This window comes from Azospirillum sp. Sh1 (assembly GCF_008365135.1).
Taxonomy (GTDB): Bacteria; Pseudomonadota; Alphaproteobacteria; order Azospirillales; family Azospirillaceae; genus Azospirillum; species Azospirillum oryzae.
Genome location: NZ_VTTK01000006.1, coordinates 235,449 through 255,800, shown reverse-complemented (window position 1 = coordinate 255,800; position 20,352 = coordinate 235,449). Strand labels below are relative to the sequence as shown.

At 68.3% G+C, this 20,352-nt stretch carries 2 protein-coding genes; both read right to left on the bottom strand.

Features of this window, described 5'->3' with window-relative positions:
* Window positions 1-176: 176 nt before the first annotated feature.
* Window positions 177-1,745 (bottom strand): hypothetical protein, encoded by a 1,569-nt coding sequence (locus FZ029_RS09115; RefSeq protein WP_149268968.1) that lies wholly within the window; start codon window positions 1,743-1,745, stop codon window positions 177-179.
* 97 nt (window positions 1,746-1,842) lie between these two features.
* Window positions 1,843-20,322, bottom strand: coding sequence for a calcium-binding protein (locus tag FZ029_RS09110; RefSeq protein ID WP_149268967.1), 18,480 nt, complete (start codon window positions 20,320-20,322; stop codon window positions 1,843-1,845).
* Window positions 20,323-20,352: the final 30 nt, after the last annotated feature.

Sequence of the window (20,352 nt, the reverse complement as noted above, 5' to 3'; positions counted from 1 at the left end):
TTTGGGTGATGCAGGTTTCGTCATGATGACCCCACTCTCTCAGATGATGGGGCCTCCAGGAAACCCGGAGCGGTTCAGTTCACAGCTTGAGCCTGCACGAGGTCGAGCTGATCCTGGCGGCGTGATCCACGCAAACTGCGCAAGAACCACCAAACCGGGGCAAGATCAGACGAGGCTTACGACATCAATGCATGCTGAATATCATCCACAACATCCGTCCATTGTCGGGGGGCGCTCTGTCGGAACAGCCGGGTGGTGGGATACCAGAGCAACCGGCCGTCCAGGCTTGGCATCCATCGCCAATCCGCCTGCAACCATCCAATCACCCAGGTCTCCTTCCCCAGCGCGCCAGCCAAATGCGCAACGGCGGTATCGGAGGTGATCACCAAATCCAGCGACGCGATGATTGCTGCCGTATCCGCAAAATCCGCCACCTGTTCGCCAAGATCGCGGACATGAGGTGGTAAGGTCACAGTGTCAAGATCCCTCCGGCCCTCCCCAACCTGCAAAAGCACCGGTCGCCATCCCGGCGTGTCAAGCAGGCGGCGAACCGGCTCCAGACGAGGTGAACGCAATCGATCATAAAGATAGTCAGGATTTCCCGCCCACACCAGACCGAACGATCGATCTTCTCCACTGGGCGCCTCGGCACGCCAGCGTCGGACCCAATCTGGCGGTGCGGAAAGATAGGGCTGACGGGGCAAGATCTGGGGTGTCATCCCCAGCACTCCCGCCAGGGACAGAAGCGGCAACGCAGCATCGGTATGGGTGAATTCCCCGAAGGGCTGCACCGTCACGTTGGCAAACTGCCCTTGCAGCAAGGACACCAAGGGGCCATGGACCTGCAACACAACCCGCTTTACCCGCGCTGCGGCCAAAGGCAGGAAACGGCAGAACATCAGGACATCGCCGATGCCTTGCTCGCCGGTCAGGAGCAGCACTCCGTCCGGCATGGGCCGACCATCCCACCGCCTGACCTGGTTGGCCCATTTGACCGGTGGGGCCAAGCCCGGAACGTGGATCCGCGCCTCGTAATCCTCCCATCCCCTTGCCCAATCGCCGGCGAGCAGACGCAGATTGCCCCGCCAGAATCGGGCGACCGCATGTTGTGGCATTACATCCACCAAATGCCTGTACAGATCCAGAGCGTCTCCGCTCCGATTCATCAAGGTCGCAGACAAAGCGGCGTTCTCCAGCGCTTTAACGTGCCCCGGTTCCAGGCACAACGCCTGCCGATAAACCTCAATCGCTGCCAACCTGTCGTCGGCTTTATCCATCGCCACGGCAAGATTGAACCGATGGTTGGGATTGTCCGGCTGTTGCTGGCAGGCCATGCGCAGGCAGCCAATCGCCTCCGCCGAACAACCGGTTGCAGTCAAGACGATGCCGAGATTGGCCAGTGCATCGGGCGCGTTCGACGACAGCGCCAAGCGCCGCCGAAGCCACATCTCCGCCGTTCCGCTCTGCCCGCGCTCGTGCAGAAGCACACCGAGATTCTCGATGACCGCATCTCTGGACGGGGCGAGCACAAGGGCTCGCCGCAGCCATCCAGCCGCCTCGTCCAGCCGCCGGGTCTGAAGCAACAGCGCGCCAAACCCGGCATAGAGACCAATGTGCTGAACCTGATCGATAACCTCACGGTAATCCATCTCGGCGCCATGCAGGTCGCCCGCCGCGTGCCGCGACATGGCCCGCGTCGCCTGTTCGACCAGACGCTGCGCTTGGTTGGTATGTGGATTGTCCATGCCCGTCATCGTATGAAATGCGCCAAGCTCTGTGCCGGCCGGCAATGGATCGGTTCATGGGGCATACTCAATCCTTGTGTTCTGGTCAATCGCCCCGTCACCGCCATGCGGCTGTAATGGCTTGCTCGACGGACGGATAAAGATCGGGGTCAATGATCATCGTCCCGGCTGCTGGCGGGGCAAACCCTGCCATGGCCTGCACCAACCCGGCCACCATGGAATCAAGCAGCACGGTCCCATCGGCCGTCTCGATGCTGTCGACGTGGTGACCGGTGCCCATGTACCAGCCGGCGATCGTCACCTTGTCCGCCGTGCCGACTACCTTCACCTCCAGGTCGCTGCCGGTCTTGCTGAACCAAAGCTGATTCGGATCGATGCCCGCCCCAAGAATCAGCCGGTCGGTCCCGATGTCGCCGTCGTTCTCGACAATGCGGTCACTGCCGCCACCACGACCGAACCGATAGATGTCGCTGCCCGCACCACCGGCCAGCACGTCTTCGCCGACACCACCGTCCAATTCGTCATCGCCGTCGCCGCCCGACAGGCTGTCGTTGCCGCCGCCGCCCAGCAAGGTGTCATTGCCGGCCTCGCCATACGCGACGTCATTATCGCCGGAGCCGGCAAGATCGTCCCGGCTGTCCAGCAGGTCGTCTCCGTCGCCGCCATGCAACTCGTCGCCGCCGGTGCCGCCCACCAGCGTATCGTTTCCGCCGTAGCCGGCCAGCACATCTTTGCCGCCCTGCCCGTCGATCCGGTCGCCGTTGACATAGCCGGCCAGAGCCTCGTCACCGTCGCCGCCGACCGTTTCCAGCCGCAGCGCGGGATCGGACAGCAGCACCTCCGTTCCGTCGTGGAAGCGGACGGTCTGCAGATAGTTGGCGCCGTCTCCCCCGCCGCTGAAGCGGTTGGAGATGACCACCTGTTCCGGCCGGTCGTGGAAGCGCAACACCAGATTGTTGTCGAAGCGCGCGAAATAGAGCTGGTCGGCGGCGAAGCCTTCGCCGAACAGCAGCGTGTCGTTGCCGCCGCCGCCCAGGACGGTGTCCCGGCCGCCGTCATAGACGACCAGGTCGTTCCCGGCGCCGGTGTCGATGGCATCGTCGCCGGCGCCGCCCATCAGGGTGTCGTTGCCGGCATCGCCATAGAGGATGTCATTGCCGTCGCCGCCGGACAGGCGGTCGTCGTCGGCCCCGCCAAAGAGCGTATCGTGACCCAGGCCCCCCAAAAGCTCGTCGGCACCGGCATCCCCCTTCAGATAGTCGTTGTCCGCCCCGCCATCGAGGCTGTCGGCCCCGTCGCCGCCGAACTGGGTGTCGTTGCCGGCACCGCCCTGCATCGTGTCGTCGCCGGTGCCGCCCTCCATATAGTCGGCCCCGGCCAGCCCCTCGATCCGGTCGTTCCCGGCATCGCCATAAAGGGCGTCATCGCCGCCGCCGCCGCGCACGGTGTCGTCGCCGTCCTCGCCATAGAGGCTGTCGTGGCTGGCGTCGTCGTCGCTGCTGTCGATCAGGTCGTTGCCGGCCCCGCCGTGGACCAGATCCCATCCTGCCCCGCCATACAGGCTGTCGTCGCCGCCATAGCCGTAGATGGCGTCGCCGCCGCCGCCGCCGCGGATGGTGTCCGACGCGGCATAGCCTTCCAGCGTGCGGGCAATCGCATCGTCCCGGGTGTCGATGACGAGGCCCGGATCGGTCAGGTCGACGGTTCGTCCGTCGGCGAACAGCAGCGTCTGCAGGTAGTTGGCGCCGTTGCCGGCTCCGCTGAAGCGGTTGGCGACGACGATCCGGTCGGGCTTGCCGTCGAAGCGGACATGCAGGTCGTTGCCGTAGCGTTCGAACCGCAGGGCGTCGCGGCTGAAGCCGTCGTCGAAGGACAGCCTGTCGTTGCCGCCGCCGCCGACCACCGTGTCGGCACCGCCCTGGTAGAGCACGAGGTCGTCGCCCGCCCCGGTCACGATCCAGTTGGCGCCGGCCCCGCCGGCCAGCGTGTCGTTGCCGTCCTCGCCATCCAGCGTATCGGCATCGTCGCCGCCGGCCAGCATATCCGCGCCGATACCGCCATACAGCGTGTCGGCCCCGGCCCCGCCGGCCAAGCTGTCGTCGCCGGCCTCGCCGAACAGGTAATCGTTGCCGTCATCGCCATGAAGGGTATCGTCGTCCGCCCCGCCGCGCAGGCTGTCGACGCCCGCCCCGCCGCTAAGGCTGTCCCTGCCGGCATTGCCCTCGATGCTGTCGTTGCCGGCGCCGCCCAGGATCAGGTCTTCGCCGTCGCCGCCATAGAGCGCATCGTTGGCGGTACCGCCATAGAGCGTGTCGTTGCCGGCCTCGCCATAGGCGACGTCGCCGCTGGCCGTCTCGTCCCGGCTGTCGATCAGGTCATTGTCGTCGCCGCCATGCATCTCGTCGGAGCCGGCGCCGCCATAGAGCGTGTCGTTGCCGCCATAGCCATAGATGGCGTCGGTGCCACCGTTGCCGCGGATCACATCGCCGACGTTGTATCCCGCCAGCTCATGCCCGACGTCGCTGTCGCGGGTGGCGATCACCAGATCGGTGCGTGACAGATCCATCGTGGCGCCGTCGGCGAAGCGCAGGGTCTGCACGTAATTCGCCCCCTCGCCGTTGCCGACCGCGCTGAAGCGGTTGGCGACGACGATCCGCTTGGCCAGGTCGTCGAAGACCAGGTGCAGATCCTTGCCGAAGCGTTCCAGCCGCAGGCCCGCCTGGGTGTAGTCCCCGCCGAAGACCAGCTCGTCGTTGCCGCCGCCGCCGACCACTGTGTCGACGCCGCCTTCGTAGAGGATGCTATCGTCGCCGGCGCCGCCATCGATGGCGTTGGCGCCGGCACCGCCCGACAGCGTGTCGTTGCCGGCCCCACCATACAGCGTGTCGTTGTCGGCGCCGCCGGACAGGCTGTCGGCGCCGTCGCCGCCTTCGAAGTAATCGGCGCCGGCACCGCCCGACAGCGTGTCATTGCCGGTCCCGCCATACAGCGTGTCGTTGCCGTCCCCTCCGGTCAGCAGGTCGTCGCCGGCATAGCCATAGAGGGTGTCGTTGCCGCCGCCGCCATCGATGCTGTCGTCGTCCTTGTAGCCGTACAGGGTCTCCGCCGTCGCCTGCCCATGGGTCTCCATCACGATGGTCTGGGCCGACAGGTCGATGGTGCGTCCATCCGCGAACTTCACGGTCTGTACGAAGTTCGCACCGTCGCCGTCGCCGCTGAAGCGGCCGGCCAGGACGATGCGGTCGCCGGTGTCGCGGAAGATCAGGTGCAGGTCGGTGCCGATGCGGGAAAGATACATCTGCTCCAGCGTCAGCCCGGCCCCCAGTTCGAGCGTGTCGTTGCCGCCGCCGCCAGCAATGCTGTCCACGCCGTCACCGGAGGTGAAGCGGATCAGGTCGTCGCCGGCGCCACCGTCGATGGTGTCGTTGCCGGCACCGCCGTCCAGAGTGTCGTTGCCGGCCTGACCGTAGAGATAGTCGGCCCCGGCGCCGCCAAGGAGTGAATCCGCCCCGTCCTCGCCATAGAGGTAATCGGTGCCGCCGCCGCCGTCGATCAGGTCGTCGCCAACTCCGCCATAGGCGACGTCGATGCCGTCACCGCCGTAGATGGTGTCGGTGCCGCTGCCGCCATAGGATTTGTCGTTGATCCCGGCGGCGTTCGGATCGTCACGGTTGTCGATCAGATCGTTGCCGGCGCCGCCATGCATTTCGTCGGAGCCGTTCCCACCGAGGATGGTATCGTTGCCGGCGCCACCGAGGATGGTGTCGTGCCCGTCGCCGCCGGACAGGCTGTCGTTGCCGATGCCGCCGCTCAGCGCGTTGTTTCCGGCTCCTCCGTCGATGGTGTCGTCGCCCCCCGGTTCGGTGCCGCCGACCGGTGCAGCCGGCAGGGCTGTGCTTACGTTCCAGCTCGCCTGATAGGTGACGCCGTTATCCGTCAACTGGATCTGGTTGCTCATCACCGGCAGGCCGTTAACCTCGATTCCGGCGATGACGACGCCAGGTTGGTTCATGGCTCCCGACATGAACTCATGGACGATCTGGACCCGCAGTGTGCTGGCGGCAGAGATGTCGCGCGCCGTAAACACATAGTCCTGAAGCTGCAGGGGGTGCTGTCCGCCGATGATGATGTAGGGCGTCGTGACGCGGACGTCGCCGATCAAGTTGTTGTCCAGGAACACCTGTATCCGCGCCCAATTGCCGTAATAGATGCCACCGGCGCGGATACGGACAACCGCAGCCTCGTTCCCGGTCGTGGAGGCGGTGTCGCCCCACAGGCGGTCTTCCCCGCTGCCGCCGGTCAACCAGTCGCCGCCGTCACCGCCGTAGACGATGTCGTTGCCGGGGCCGGCATCGACGATATCCTGACCGGCGCCACCGAGCAGGCTGTCGTGCCCAGCGCTGCCGTAGATCGTGTCGTTGCCGGCGTCGCCGGACAACGTGTCGCCATTGCCGACGCGGCCGTCGAGCAAATCGTCGCCATCGCCGCCAAGCACGCTATCATAGCCGGTTCCGCCGTTCAGCGTGTCGGCGCCGTCATAGCCGTAGATCGTGTCGTTGCCGGCCTGCCCGTCGATGGTGTCGCCGACATTGTAGCCTTCCAGCTTCTCACTTCCGGTGCCGCCGATCGTCTGGATCGCCAGATTCTGCCGGGTTAAATCCTCCCGTGATCCATCGGCGAACAGCAGCATCTGCGCATAGGCCGCACCGTTGCCGGCACCGTTGAAACGATCCTTGACGACGATCTGGTCCGTCCGGCCGGTGAAGCGCACATAGAGATCGTTGCCGAAGCGGGAGAAATAGAGCGTAGCCTTATCGAAGGACTCATCCAATTCGATGACGTCACTGCCGCCGGTGTTGTAGACGGCATCCTGTCCGCCATCGAAACGGATGACATTGCTGCCCGCTCCCCCAAAGAGAGTGTTGTTGCCGGCGGCGCCGATCAGCGTGTCGTCGCCGGCATCGCCATAGATCGTGTCGTCCCCGTCACCGCCGGTCAGCAGGTCGTTGCCGGTCCCGCCAAAGAGCTGGTCGTTGCCGGCACCGCCATCCAGCGTGTCGTTGCCGGCATAGCCGTAAATGGTGTCGTTGCCGTCGACGCCCTGGATCAGGTCGCCGACATTGTAGCCCTCCAGCTTTTCCGAGGCCGCGGTCGCCAGCGTTTCCAGCTTCAGCGTCGGGTCGGACAGGTCCACCCGCTGCCCATCGGCGAACAGCAGCGTCTGGACATAGCTCGCCCCGTCGCCGGCGCCGTTGAAGCGATTCTTCAGCACGATCTCGTCGGCCGCGCCGCGGAAGCGCAGATACAAATCGTTGCCGAAGCGGGCGAAATAGAGGTCCTCGCGCCGCAAGGCGGTGCGGATCTCCAGAACGTCGCTGCCGCCCTCGTTGGTGATGGTGTCGCGCCCGCCGTCGTAGCGGATCACGTCGTCGCCCAACCCGGTCAGGATGGTGTTGATGCCCGACCCGCCTTCCAGCGTGTCGGCGCCGTCGCCGCCCTGGAGATAATCGTCACCGGCGCCGCCCAACAGGCTGTCGTTCCCGGTGTTGCCCTCCAGCCAATCGTTGCCGGCGTTGCCTTCCAGCCGGTCGTCGCCGTCGCCGCCGGAGAAGGTCTCGCCCGCGTCGCCGCCCAGGATGGTGTCGTTCCCCGCCTCGCCATAGGCGACGTTCAGCGACGCACCGGTGCTGCTGTCGTCCCGATTGTCGATCAGGTCGTTGCCGGCGCCGCCATAAGACTGGTCGGCGCCCAGCCCGCCGATCAGGGTGTCGTCCCCGGCGCCGCCGGTCAGGCTGTCGTTGCCGGCGCCGCCTTGCAGCATGTCATCGCCATCATCGCCGCTCAACCGGTCGTCCCCGGTTCCTCCGACCAGCGTATCGTTGCCGATCCCGCCATAAAGCTGGTCGTTGCCGGCACCGCCATCCAGCGTGTCGTTGCCAGCATAGCCATAAATGGTGTCATTGCCGTCGACGCCTTGGATCAGATCGCCGACATTGTAGCCTTCCAGCGTCTCCGAGGCCGCGGTCGCCAGCGTTTCCAGCTTCAGCGTCGGGTCGGACAGGTCCACCCGCTGCCCATCGGCGAACAGCAGCGTCTGGACATAGCTCGCCCCGTCGCCGGCGCCGTTGAAGCGATTCTTCAGCACGATCTCGTCGGCCGCGCCGCGGAAGCGCAGATACAAATCGTTGCCGAAGCGGGCGAAATAGAGGTCCTCGCGCCGCAAGGCGGTGCGGATCTCCAGAACGTCGCTGCCGCCCTCGTTGGTGATGGTGTCGCGCCCGCCGTCGTAGCGGATCACGTCGTCGCCCAACCCGGTCAGGATGGTGTTGGTGCCCGACCCGCCCTCCAGCGTGTCGGCGCCGTCGCCGCCCTGGAGATAGTCGTTGCCGGCGCCACCCAGCAGGCTGTCAGAGCCGTCGCCTCCTTTCAGGCTGTCGTCGCCGACATCGCCGGACAGGCTGTCGTTGCCGGTGCCGCCATCCAGGGCATCATTGCCGACGCCGCCAAGGATCAGGTCGTCGCCCGCACCGCCGACAAGCTGGTCAGCGTCGTCACCACCTTCCAGCGTGTCGTTGCCGTCGCCGCCTTCCAGGCTGTCGGCGCCGATGCCGCCGATCAGCCGGTCCGCACCGGCTCCGCCGAACAGAACATCGTTGCCCGATCCGCCGTCCAGCAGGTCGTCGCCGCCATAGCCACGGATGGTGTCGCTGCCCCCCAGTCCGCTGATGGTGTCGTTGACGTTGTATCCCTCCAGGGAATCGTTGAGATCCGTCGCCACCGTCTCCAGCACGAGGGCCGGATCGGTCAGGTCGGCCCGCTCGCCGTTGGCGAACAGCACGGTCTGGACATAGCTCGTCCCGTCGCCGGCGCCGTTGAAGCGGCTGGTCAGCACCACCTCGTCGCCGCGGTTGCGGAAGCGCAGATAGAGGTCGTTGCCGAAGCGGGCGTAATACAGGTCGGCCCTGGTCAGCCCGCCGCCGATCACCAGGGTATCGGCGCCGGCCTCGTTGGTGATGGACTCGCGCCCGCCGTCGAAGCGGATGATGTCGTTGCCGGCCCCGGTGGACAGGGTGTCGGTGCCGCCGCCGCCCACCAGCGTGTCGTCGCCGTCGCCGGCCAGCAGGCGGTCGTCGCCGTCGCCGCCCTCCAGCAGGTCGTCGCCGGCCCCGCCGTCCAGCGTATCGGCGCCGCCGTCGCCATGGAGGATGTCGTTGTCGGCCGCCCCCGACAGGAAGTCGTTGCCGTCGCCGCCCGACAGGACATCGGCCCCCACATCGCCATAGAGGCTGTCATTGCCGGTGCTGCCGGACAGCGTGTCGGCGCCGGCATCGCCATACAGCGCGTCAGCGCCGTCGCCCCCCTCCAGGCTGTCGTCGCCGATATCGGCATAGAGGAAGTCGTTGCCGCTCCCGCCGTCCAGGCTGTCGTTGCCGGCATAGCCGTAGATGGTGTCGTTGCCGCCCTGCCCGCGGATGATGTCGCCGACATTGTAGCCTTCCAGCTTCTCGCTGGCGTCGGTCGCCATCGATTCCAGCGCCAGATCCTTTGCCGTGACGGCGTATTCCGTACCGTCGGCGAAGCGCAGTTTCTGCACGAAGCTGGCCCCGTCGCCCGCCCCGCTGAAGCGGCCGGTCAGGACGATCTGTTCCGCCGAATTGCGGAAGCGGATGTAGAGGTCGTTGCCGAAGCGCGCAAAATAAACATCGGCGCGTGCGATGTCCGGCCCCATCTCCAGGACATCGTAACCGCCCTCATTGGTGATGGTGTCGTTGCCGCCGCCGTAGCGGATCAGGTCATCGCCCACGCCGCTGTAGAGCGTGTCGTTGCCGGCGCCACCGGCCAGCGTGTCGTTGCCGGCCCGGCCATAGATGGTATCGGCCCCGGCATCGCCGTCGATGCTGTCGGCGCCGTCTTCGCCATCGATGCTGTCGTTGCCGCCACCGCCCGACAGGCTGTCGTCGCCGGTACCGCCGAGGATCACATCGGAGCCGCCGCCACCCAGGACGGTGTCGTTGCCGTCGCGGCCCTGGATCACGTCGCTCGCGCCGTCGGTGCCGGGATCGTCACGCCCGTCGATCAGGTCGTCGCCCGTCCCGCCGTCGATCGAATCCGATCCGGTGCCGCCGATCAGCGTGTCGTTGCCGGCATAGCCGAGGATCGTGTCGTTCCCGGCCGTCCCCTCGATCCGGTCCCCGACATTGTAGCCCTGCAGATACTCCGCCGCCGCGGTCGCCACCGTCTCCAGCGCGATGTCGGTGCGGGTCAGGTCGAGGCTGCTGCCGTCGGCGAAGGCCAGCCGCTCCACGAAGCTGGTCCCGTCGCCCGCCATGTTGAAGCGGCCGGTCACCACGATCTCATCGGTCGGCCGTCCGCGGAAGCGGATGTAGAGGTCGTTGCCGAAGCGCGCGAAATAGAGGTCGCCGCGGCCGATGCCGGGACCGAACTCGATCCGGTCGAAGCCGGCGCTGTCGATGATATAATCGCGCCCATCGCCGATCCGATAGACGTAGACGTCGTTGCCGGTGCCGCCGTCCAGCGTGTCGTTGCCGGTCCCGCCGATCAGCGTGTCGTTGCCGGCCCCGCCGCTCAGCCGGTCGTCGCCGTCCTGGCCCAGCATCACGTCGTCGGTCGCCGTTCCGGTCAGCAGATCGCCGCTGCCGCCGCCCAGCACCGCCAGCTCGCCCAGCGGCATCGTCGTGCCGTCGGCGAAAGTCAGCCCGGCCAGACCGCTGGTGCCGTCGCTGGCGGAGAAGTGGTTGACGATGCGGATCTGCCGCCCGGTGGCACGGACCTGCACGATCAGATCGCCGCCGGAGCGCGACAGCACCACGTCCTTCCAGTCGAGGCCGCTGGGCATCCCCACGATGTCGCCGCTGCCGGGGAACACCATCAGGTCGGTGGCGATGCTGTCGAAGCGGAAGACCGACGGCCCGTCGCCGCCGATGAAGACGTTGCCCGCCCCCAGGTTCCACGGCGCCCCGGACGAGAAGGTGACCTGATCGAGCTGATTCTGGAAATGATTGACCACCAGCACGTTGACCGTGCCGTCGGCCGACAGGATGCGCAGGTCGTCATGTTCGCGCACCAGCCGCAGGTTGGCCGGTGGAATGCCGGCGGTGAAGGCCAGCCGGTTGTCGTCGCCGGCCGGGTGGATCGTCACCGGGCCGCTGTTGGTCGCCACGCTGTAGCTGTTGTTGCCGCGGCTGCCGATCAGGATACCATTTCCGGCGACCGACCAGCTCTGCCCGTCGGCATAGGAGATGGTGGCGAGGCCGGAGCCGCTGCCCGCTAGCCCCGTGGGGCCGAAATGGTTGACCGCCACCAGATCGACGCTGCCGTCGTCGGTGAAGATATGCAGGTTGACGCCATCCCGCTCCATCCGCACCAGCGCCGGGTCGATGCCGGGGCCGAAGCTCAGCCGGTCGGCGCCGCCGCCGGCGAAGATGTATTGCCGGCCCTGGCCGGGCAGCACGGTGAAGTCGTCCGTCCCCTGTTGGCCGAACATCACGTTGTCGCCGAAGACATCCAGCGTGAGGCCGCCGCTGAAGATGATGACGTCCAGCCCGCGCGACAGGCCGTCGGTGGGTGCGGTGAAATGGTTGACCACCCGCACGACACGCCCGCTGCCGATGAAGGCGACGACCAGATCGGTGCCGTCCTGCCGCAGGGTGACGTCGCCGGGCGAGACGTCCGGCCCGAAGACGATCTGGCTGCCGCCGCCGCCGGCATGGATGATCTGACTGGCCGGGCCGGTCTTGCCGATGGTGAAGCGGTCGCCGCCCCCGCCGCCGATCAGGGTGTAGGGGGACGACAGGTCGAAGGTCCGCCCGTCGGCGAACTCCAACTGGCCGACACCGCCGAAATAGTTGAGAACGGTCACCACCTGCTGCGTGCGGTCGATGAAGACCTGCAGGTCGGAGCCGGTGCGGATCATCCGCACCTCCGTGCTGTCGATGTCACCGAAGACCACGCGGTCGCCGCCCTCGGCATAGATGGTCTTCGACCCGCTGGTTTCGCCGATCAGGAAGGTGGTTCCGCCCTGGCCGCCGATCAGCAGGCCGTCGCCGGTCAGCGGCAGGACCGAGCCGTCGGGACGCTTCAGCGACTCCATCGGCGTGCCGGCGAAATGGTTGACGATGGTCAGCGCATCCGTGGTGCCGTCGATGGTGATGCGCAGATTGTCGCCGACGCGCGCCACGCGGATCTTGGACCCGTCCACCGTGTCGACGAAGCGCAGGGTGTCGTCGCCGATGCTGTCGGGATAGACGATCACGTCGCCCATGCCGCGCTGGATCACGAACTCGTCATGGCCGGTGCCGCCGATCAGCACCTTGCCGCCCTGGATGTTCCAGGTGGTGCCGTTGTTGAAGACCAGATCGTCGATGCCGTTCATGGCGAAATGGTTGACGACGATCATCTCGTTCGGTTGGCCGACGATGGTCAGGTGCAGGTCGTTGCCGACGCGCACGATGCGGGTCTTGCCCGGGTCGGCGTCGATGGACAGATGCTGGCCGGACGCGCCCGGATAGATGTACGCCGCACCGGCCGGAATCGTCTCCGCCCCGGCGCCGCTGATGAAGACGTTGGTGCCGGCGATCGGCCAGATGACGCCGTTGGGGAAGACGATCTGCGGGATCGTCACCACCCCGCCGGTGGCGAACTGGTTGACGATGGTCATGCTGTCGGTGCCGGCGGTGACGCGCAGATCATTGCCGATCCGGGTCAGCCGCACCGTCGAGGGATCGATGCCGGCGGCGACCTCGATGCGGTCGCCGCCCTGGCCGCCGCCGCCATAGACCACGACGGTGCCCATGCCGGGCGACAGGACGAAGCGGTCGGCGCCGTCGGTGCCGATCCGGGCATTGGGACCGCCGACCGTCCAGATCTTGCCGTCGGCGAAGGCGATGTCGCGCGCCTCGTTGCCGAGGAAATGGTTCAGCACCTTGACCGAATCGCTGCCGTCGCGCAGGACGATCTCAAGGTCGTCGCCGACCCGACGCACCAGCGTGTCCAGGGTGTCGAAGCCGGTGCCCAGCCGCAGCCGGTCGCTGCCGCCGCCGGGAAACAGCGAGACATGGCCGATGCCCGGTTCGGCGGTGAAAGTGTCGGTGGCGCTGGTGCCAACCAGGATGCTGGCGCCCCAGATGTTCCACGTATCGCCGTCGATGAAGCGCAGCGTGTGCACGCCGCCGCTCGCCCCGCCGGAGAAGTGGTTCAGCACAGTCAGCTTGTCGGGCAGCGTGCGCAGGCCGATCACCAGATCGTCGCCCACCCGCTGCAGGGTGACGCTCGCCTTGTCGATGCCGGGACCGATGACGATCTGGTCGTTGCCGCTGCTGGGCAGGATCGACTTGGCGCCGCCGCCGACCGTCAGGGTGTAGCTGTCGTCGCCGGCCCCGCCGATCAGCAGTGCCGGATCGGACAGGTTCCAGAAGCGTCCACCGGCATAAACATTCTCCAGCAGCGACGCGCCCCAGCCGGTGGCGAAATGGTTCAGCGCCGTCACCTTGTCGGCGGACCCCTTCACCGAAATGATCAGGTCGTCGCCAACGCGGGCGAACTCCAGCTTGTCGGCGCCGATGGCCGAGCCGAGATTCAGCGTGTCGACGCCCTTGCCGGCGAACAGGGTGACGGCGCCATCGCCCGGCTTGAAGGCGAACACGTCGCCGGTGTCGCCGCCGATACGGAATCCGGCCCCGGCATCCAGCGGCCACACCATCCCGTCGGCGAAGGTCAGGCTGCGCAGCACGCCGTTGCCGGCGCCGGTGTCGTTGAAATGATTGAGCACCACCACCCGGTCGTCGGCGTTGCCGATCTGGATGACCAGATTGTCGCCTTCCCGGCGCAGCGCCACCTGCGACGGGACGATGCCGGCCGCCAGGACCAGCCCGTCGCGGCCGCCACCGGTCGCCAGCACACGCTCGCCCAGGCCGGCGCCCACCTCCACGCGCTCATCGGCGGCGGTGCCGGCGATCAGGCGAGTGTTGTCGATGGCCCATTCGGTGCCGTCGCCGAAACGGATGGTCCGGTAACCGTCCGGATTGCCGTCGAAATGCCGCCTGATCAGCCAGGAGGCGCCGGTGCCCTCATAGGAGAGGCGCAGGTCGTCGCCCTCGCGGGTCAGCCGCGTGCGGTCGGGATCGACGTTCAGCGCGAAGGTGATACTGTCGGCACCGGCGCTGCCGTAGAGGATCGTCTGCCCGCCGTCCAGCCCGAACACCATGCGGTCGTCGCCGCTGCTGCCGATGCGGATGTCGTTGCCGCGCACGCGCCAGCGGGTGCCGTCGGCCAGTTCGATCGCCTCGACCCCGCCATTGCCGGCGCCGGCCAGCGCCTCGGCCGAGAAATGGTTGAAGAGCAGCAACGAACGGTCGGTGCCGGCGATGCGGATCTCCAGATCGTCGCCCTTGCGTGACAGGCGGAGATCGTCGGCGGTCACGTCGGCGCCGAACCGGATGACGTTCACCCCGGCATCGGCATGCAGGCTGTGGCTGGCGAAGCCGGGTTCGATGGCGACGGTGTCGTCGCCGGTGCTGCCCAGCAGCAGGTCGCCGCCCCACACCGGCCAGACCACGCCGTCGGCGAACTGGATCTGGCGGACGCTGCCATCCCCCGCCCCGGCACCACCATTGGCGGCGAAATGGCCCATGATGGTGATGCGGTCGCGGGCATAGCCGTCCTCCCCGGCCGGGCCGCCCTGGGCGTCGAACAGGATGTGCAGGTCGTCGTCGATCCGCACCAGATGCGCGATCTCGTGCCGGAAGCCGGAGCCGAACCGCACCGTGTCGTTGCCGCCCTCGCCGAACACCACCACATGGCCGGCACCCGACGGCGCGGTGAGGACATCGTCCCCGCTGGTGCCGGTGACCACGAGGTCGCCGAACATCCGCACGCCGTCCTGGACGTAGACCGTGGTCGTCCCGCGGCTGTACAGGTTGTACAGCACCGAGCCGACGGTCTCACTGCCGCCGCGACGCCAGCCGGATTCCTTGAAGGTCACCAGATCGTTGCGGTCGCCGGTGACGTAGAGCGGCGAACCGCCTGTGTCGGCGAGGATGCCCTGTTCGTTCAGGATAAGGGTCTGGCGGCCCGGATGGGTCAGGTCGATCGTCTCGATACCGTGCACCCCGCCAGCATCGGCACCGGTCACGACCAGCCGCTCGCCCTCAAAGCGCAGGGCGTCGAAGCCGCTACCGCCGTCCAGGCCGGCGAAACCATCGTCCAGCACCCGCAGTGTGTCGTCGCCTGCCCCGCCGGACAGGCTGTCGGCCCCGCCACGGCCGTCCAGATAGTTGGCGGCGCCGTCGCCGATCAGGCTGTCGGCAAACCCGGTGCCGATCAGGTTCTCCACCCCGTCGAGCCGGTCGCCCTCCGCATGGCCGCCGCGGCCGATGCCGGTGGCGAGGTCGACCGACACCGCCGCGTCGGACGCCGAGTAATCGGCGGTGTCGATCCCTGCCCCGCCGCTCAGGCTGTCGGCCCCGGTCCCGCCGATCAGCGTGTCGTTGCCGCCGCCGCCGCGCAGTCGGTTGGCCCCCTCATCGCCGGTCAGACGATCATCGGAGGCGGAACCGGTCAGGTTCTCGATCCCCGACAGCACATCGCCCGCGGCATCGCCGCCGGCCACCGTCCCATCGGCAAGGCTGACCGTCACCCCGGCGGTGGAGCCGGTATAGTCGGCGGTGTCCGATCCGTCGCCACCGATCAGCGTATCGGCTCCGGCGCCGCCACGCAGGGTGTTGTCCTGCGCATCGCCGGTCAGCAGGTCGGCGCGGGAGGAGCCGATCAGGTTCTCGACCCCGATCAGCACATCCCCCTCCGCCGTGCCGCCGAGCCCGGTGCCGACCGCCAGATCGACGGTCACCGCCGCACCGGACGCCGAATAGTCGGCGGTGTCGCTGCCGGCCCCGCCGATCAAGGTGTCGGCACCCGCGCCGCCCACCAGCGTGTCGTTGCCACCCGCCCCGTCCAGGACATTGGCGCCGCCGTCGCCGGTCAGCCGGTCGCCGAAAGCGGAACCGGTCAGGTTCTCGATGCCGCTCAGCCGGTCGCCCTGGGCATCGCCGCCCGAACCGGTGCCGCTCGCCAGGTTGACGGTCACCGCGGCGGATGATGCCAGATACTCCGCGGTGTCGATGCTATCGCCGCCGATCAGCGTATCCGCCCCGCCCAGCCCGGCCAGCGTGTCGTTGCCGCCGCGCCCGTCGAGCCGGTTGGCGTTCGCATCGCCGGTCAACCGGTCGTCATGGTCAGAGCCGGACAAATTCTCGATGCTGGACAACACATCGCCCTCAGCATCGCCGCCAGCACCGGTGCCACTGCTCAGATTCACGTCGACGCCGCCGGCCGAGGCCGCATAATCGGCGCTGTCGGTGCCATCGCCGCCGATGAGAGTGTCGGCGCCGATCCCGCCGGACAACCAGTCGTCCCCGGCACCGCCATCCAGCCGGTTCGCCCCACTGTCGCCCGACAGGCGATCGTCGTGGGCAGAGCCGCTGACGTTCTCGATCCCGGACAGCAGGTCGCCTTCGGCGTCGCCGCCCAGCCCGGTCCCCTTTGCCAGATCGACGGTGACACCACCGGCCGACGCGGCGTAGTCGGCGGTGTCCGTTCCATCGCCGCCGATCAGGGTATCGGCACCGGCCCCGCCGGCCAGCAGATCGTCGCCCGCCCCACCGTTGAGCAGGTTCGCCCCGCCGTCGCCAGTCAGCGTGTCGTCATGGGCCGAACCGGTGAGGTTCTCGATCCCGGACAGCACGTCGCCCTCGGCATCGCCGCCCAGCCCGGCACCGCTCGACAGGTCCACCGCCACGCCTGCGGCTGAAGCGGAATAATCGGCAAGGTCGATCCCGTTGCCACCAACCAGCGTGTCGGCCCCGTCCAGTCCCGCCAGAATGTCGTCACCGCCCGAGCCGTCCAGGACATTGGCGCCGGCATCGCCGGTCAGTCGGTCGCCGAAGGCGCTTCCGGTCAGGTTCTCGACACCGCTCAGCCGGTCGCCTTCGGCGTCGCCACCGGTCCCGACACCACTGGACAGATCGACGGACACCCCATCGGCCGACACTGAATAGTCGGCGAGGTCGATGCCGTCGCCACCGATCAAAGTGTCGGCCCCACCGAGCCCGATCAGCGTGTCGTTGCCGCCGCGGCCGTCCAGCAGGTTGGCGTTCGCATCCCCCACCAGCAGGTCGTCGTGAGCCGAGCCGGTCAGGTTCTCGATATTCGTGAGCAGGTCCCCTTCGGCATCGCCGCCGGCCGCCGTTCCTGCTGCCAGAGCGATGGACACGCCGCCGGCAGACGCCGAATAGTCGGCGGTGTCGCTGCCGGCACCGCCGGTCAGCGTATCCGCACCGCCGCCACCCGCCAGCGTGTCGTCCCCAGCACCGCCATCCAGGACGTTCGCGCCGCCGTCTCCGGTGAGGCGGTCGTCATGGACCGAACCGGTGAGGTTCTCGACCCCGGACAGCCCGTCGCCCTCGGCATCGCCGCCGAGGCCGGCCCCAGCCGCCAGATCGACCGCGACGCCGGCACCCGACGCCGAATAGTCAGCGGTATCGGTTCCGTCGCCGCCGACGAGCGTATCCGCGCCACCGGCCCCAACCAGCAAATCATCGCCCGCACCGCCGTCGAGGAGGTTCGCGCCGGCATCGCCGCCCAGCCGGTCGTCATGGGCGGAGCCGGTCAGGTTCTCGATCCCGGACAGCACATCGCTCTCGGCATCGCCGCCGGATCCGGTGCCGGCCGCCAGATCGACCGTCACCCCCGCGCCGGACGCCGCATAGGTCGCGGTGTCGATGCCCTCGCCGCCGTCGAGCCGGTCTGCGCCGCTGCCGCCGTCCAGCAGGTCGTCGCCCGCGCCGCCCGACAGGCTGTCATCCCCGGCCCCGCCGGCCAGGCTGTTGTTGTTGCCGTCGCCAGCCAGCGTGTCGGCGCCGCCACCGGCCCGGATAGTCTCGATGCCGGAGACATGGTCGGCCATCCAGCCGCCGTGGCGTACCTCGCCGGTCTGCAGGTCGATGGAGATCGCGTCGCTCTCCGCCGAATAGTCGGCGATGTCGGTGCCGTCGCCGCCGATCAGGACGTTGTTCCCACCGCCCCCCTTCAGCACGTCGTTGCCGGCACCACCCAGCAGGGTGTCAGCGCCCAGCCCGCCGACCAGCATGTCGTCGCCGTCGCCGCCGTCCAGATAGTCGCCGTTATAGTCGCCGCCCACCGTCAGCCGGTCATTGCCGGTGCCGCCGAACAGCGTGTCGCTGCCCAGACCGCCGTCGAGCGTGTCGTTGCCGGCGCCGCCGTCGAAGCGGTCGTCGCTCCACACCCCCTCGCCGTCCGTCACCAGATCGTCGCCGTCGCTGGCAGTCACCACATCGCGGCCGCCGCCGCCGAGGATGGTGTCATTGCCGCTGCCACCGTCGATGGTGTCGTCATTCTCGCCGCCGTCGATCCGGTCGTCGCCGGCCCCGCCGCGGATGCTATCAGCCCCGGTGCCGCCGTTGATGACATCGTTGCCGCTGCCGCCGTCCAGCAGGTCGCCGACGTCGCCGCCCAGCAGGGTGTCGTTGCCGCTGCCGCCATAGAGCGTGTTGGCGTCGGTGCCGCCATCCAGCAGATCGTCGCCCATGCCGCCCTGGAGCAGGTCGGCGCCGCTGCCGCCGAACAGGCTGTCGTTGCCGGTCCCGCCATCCAGCGTGTCGTCCTCGCTGCCGCCTTCCAGCAGGTCGTTGCCGGAGCCGCCGAACAGCCGGTCGCCCTGCGATCCGCCGCGGAGCGTGTCGGCACCGGACCCGCCAAGCAGGCTGTCCTCGCCCCAGTCGCCGGTCAGCACATCGTCGCCGGCACCGCCCAGCAGCGTGCCGCCGCCACCGCCACTGCCAAGCGTGTCGTTGCCGGCCCCGCCGTCCAGCGTCTCCGCCTGCCAGTCGCCGGTCACCGCGTCGTTGGCGCCGCTATCGCTGCCGCCGCTCTGCGCCTCGCCGGCCTCCTGCGCCTGCTCGTCGGCCGGCGACCTCCCCTCGACATCGGCGGCGCCATCGTTCCGGGCGGCGGTGATGCCGATGTGGAAGACCCTGTCGGTGCTCAGCCCGGCGGCATCGGTGACACGGACGGTCACGGCATGGGCCGGCGCGCGCAGGTAATCGAGATCGGCACCGGCAGCCACCGACAGGACACCGGTCGCCGCATCGATGACGAAACGCCCGCCAGCATCGTCGGTCAGGCTGTAGGCCAGTGCATCGCCATCGGGATCCTGGGCATGGGCGGTGCCGACGACGGTGCCCGCCGCCGCATGGTCGGCGACCGAAACGCCGTCGAGCGCCGCCGCACCGGGCGCATCGTTGACGGCGGCCAGCGCCAGCGTGACGGTCTGGGACGAGACCCCGCCGCGCCCGTCCGACACGTCGATGCGGAAGCTGTCGCCACCGGCATAATCGGCATCGGGCGTGTAGAGGAAGTGGCCATCGTCCCCCAGGACGAGGCGGCCATGGGCCGGCCCCGCGCCGACGCCGTAGGACAGCGGATCGCCATCGGGATCGGTCGCCCCCACCGACCCGGCGAGCGGCGTGTCCTCGGTTCCGGTCAGGGACTGGTCGCCCACCACCGGCGCCCGGTTGGGTAGCGCGACGGCCATGCCGGCCAGATCGCCGACCGCCACCGCCCGGCCATCCACCGTCACCTCCAGCGCATTCCAGTTGCTGGCGGCCACGCGGATCGCCTGACCGCTGAAGATCAGCCCGTCGTCGCCATGGCTGCGGATGAAATCGGCCAGCGCGACGAGATCGGCGGCGACGGCGGCCGTCACCTGCCCGGCGGTCAGCGCCACCCGCAGCCGGTCATAGCCCGCCCCGCCGTCGAGCGTGTCGACTCCCGTTTGATCGGCCCCGGCCTGACCCGGCAGCACATGTTCCAGCAGGTCGTCGCCGCCGCCGGCCTGGACCAGATCGGCCCCGGTGCCGTCGGCCAGACGGTCCGCCCCCATGCCGCCGATCAGCGTGTCGTCGCCCTCGCCACCGTCCAGAATGTCGCCGCTGTAGTCGTTGCCCACCGTCAGCCGGTCGTTGCCGGTCCCGCCGATCAGCGTGTCGCTGCCGAAGCCGCCATCCAGCGTGTCGTTGCCGGCCCCGCCATCGAAGCGGTCGTCGCTCCAAACATTGTTGCCGTCAGTCACCAGATCGTCGCCGTCACCGGCCTTCACCACGTCCCGGCCGCCGCCGCCGAGGACGGTGTCGTTGCCGCTGCCGCCGTCGATGGTGTCGTCGTTCTCCCCGCCGTCGATGCTGTCGGCTCCGTCGCCGCCCGCGATCAGGTCGTTGCCCGTCCCGGCGGAGATCACGTCGTTGCCGGCACCGCCGTCCAGCGTGTCGTTGTTGCTGCCGCCCAGCAGCGTGTCGTTCCCGGCGCCACCGAACAGGCTGTTGTTGCCCGTCCCGCCATCCAGCCGGTCGTCGCCGTCACCACCGTCCAGCCAATCATTGCCGTCGCTGCCGAACAGCGTGTCGTTGCCGGCCCCGCCGCTCAGCGTGTCGGCGCGCCAGTCGCCGTTCAGCAGATCGTCGCCGTCGGTGGTCACTGTGCTGGTCATCGGCTTGTTCTCCAGATCAGTCGGCCCGGT

Bases quoted from the DNA above. Each gene is read 5' to 3' on its own strand.
- FZ029_RS09115 (WP_149268968.1), bottom strand. From the start codon at position 1,745: ATGGACAATCCACATACCAACCAAGCGCAGCGTCTGGTCGAACAGGCG.
- FZ029_RS09110 (WP_149268967.1), bottom strand. From the start codon at position 20,322: ATGACCAGCACAGTGACCACCGACGGCGACGATCTGCTGAACGGCGAC.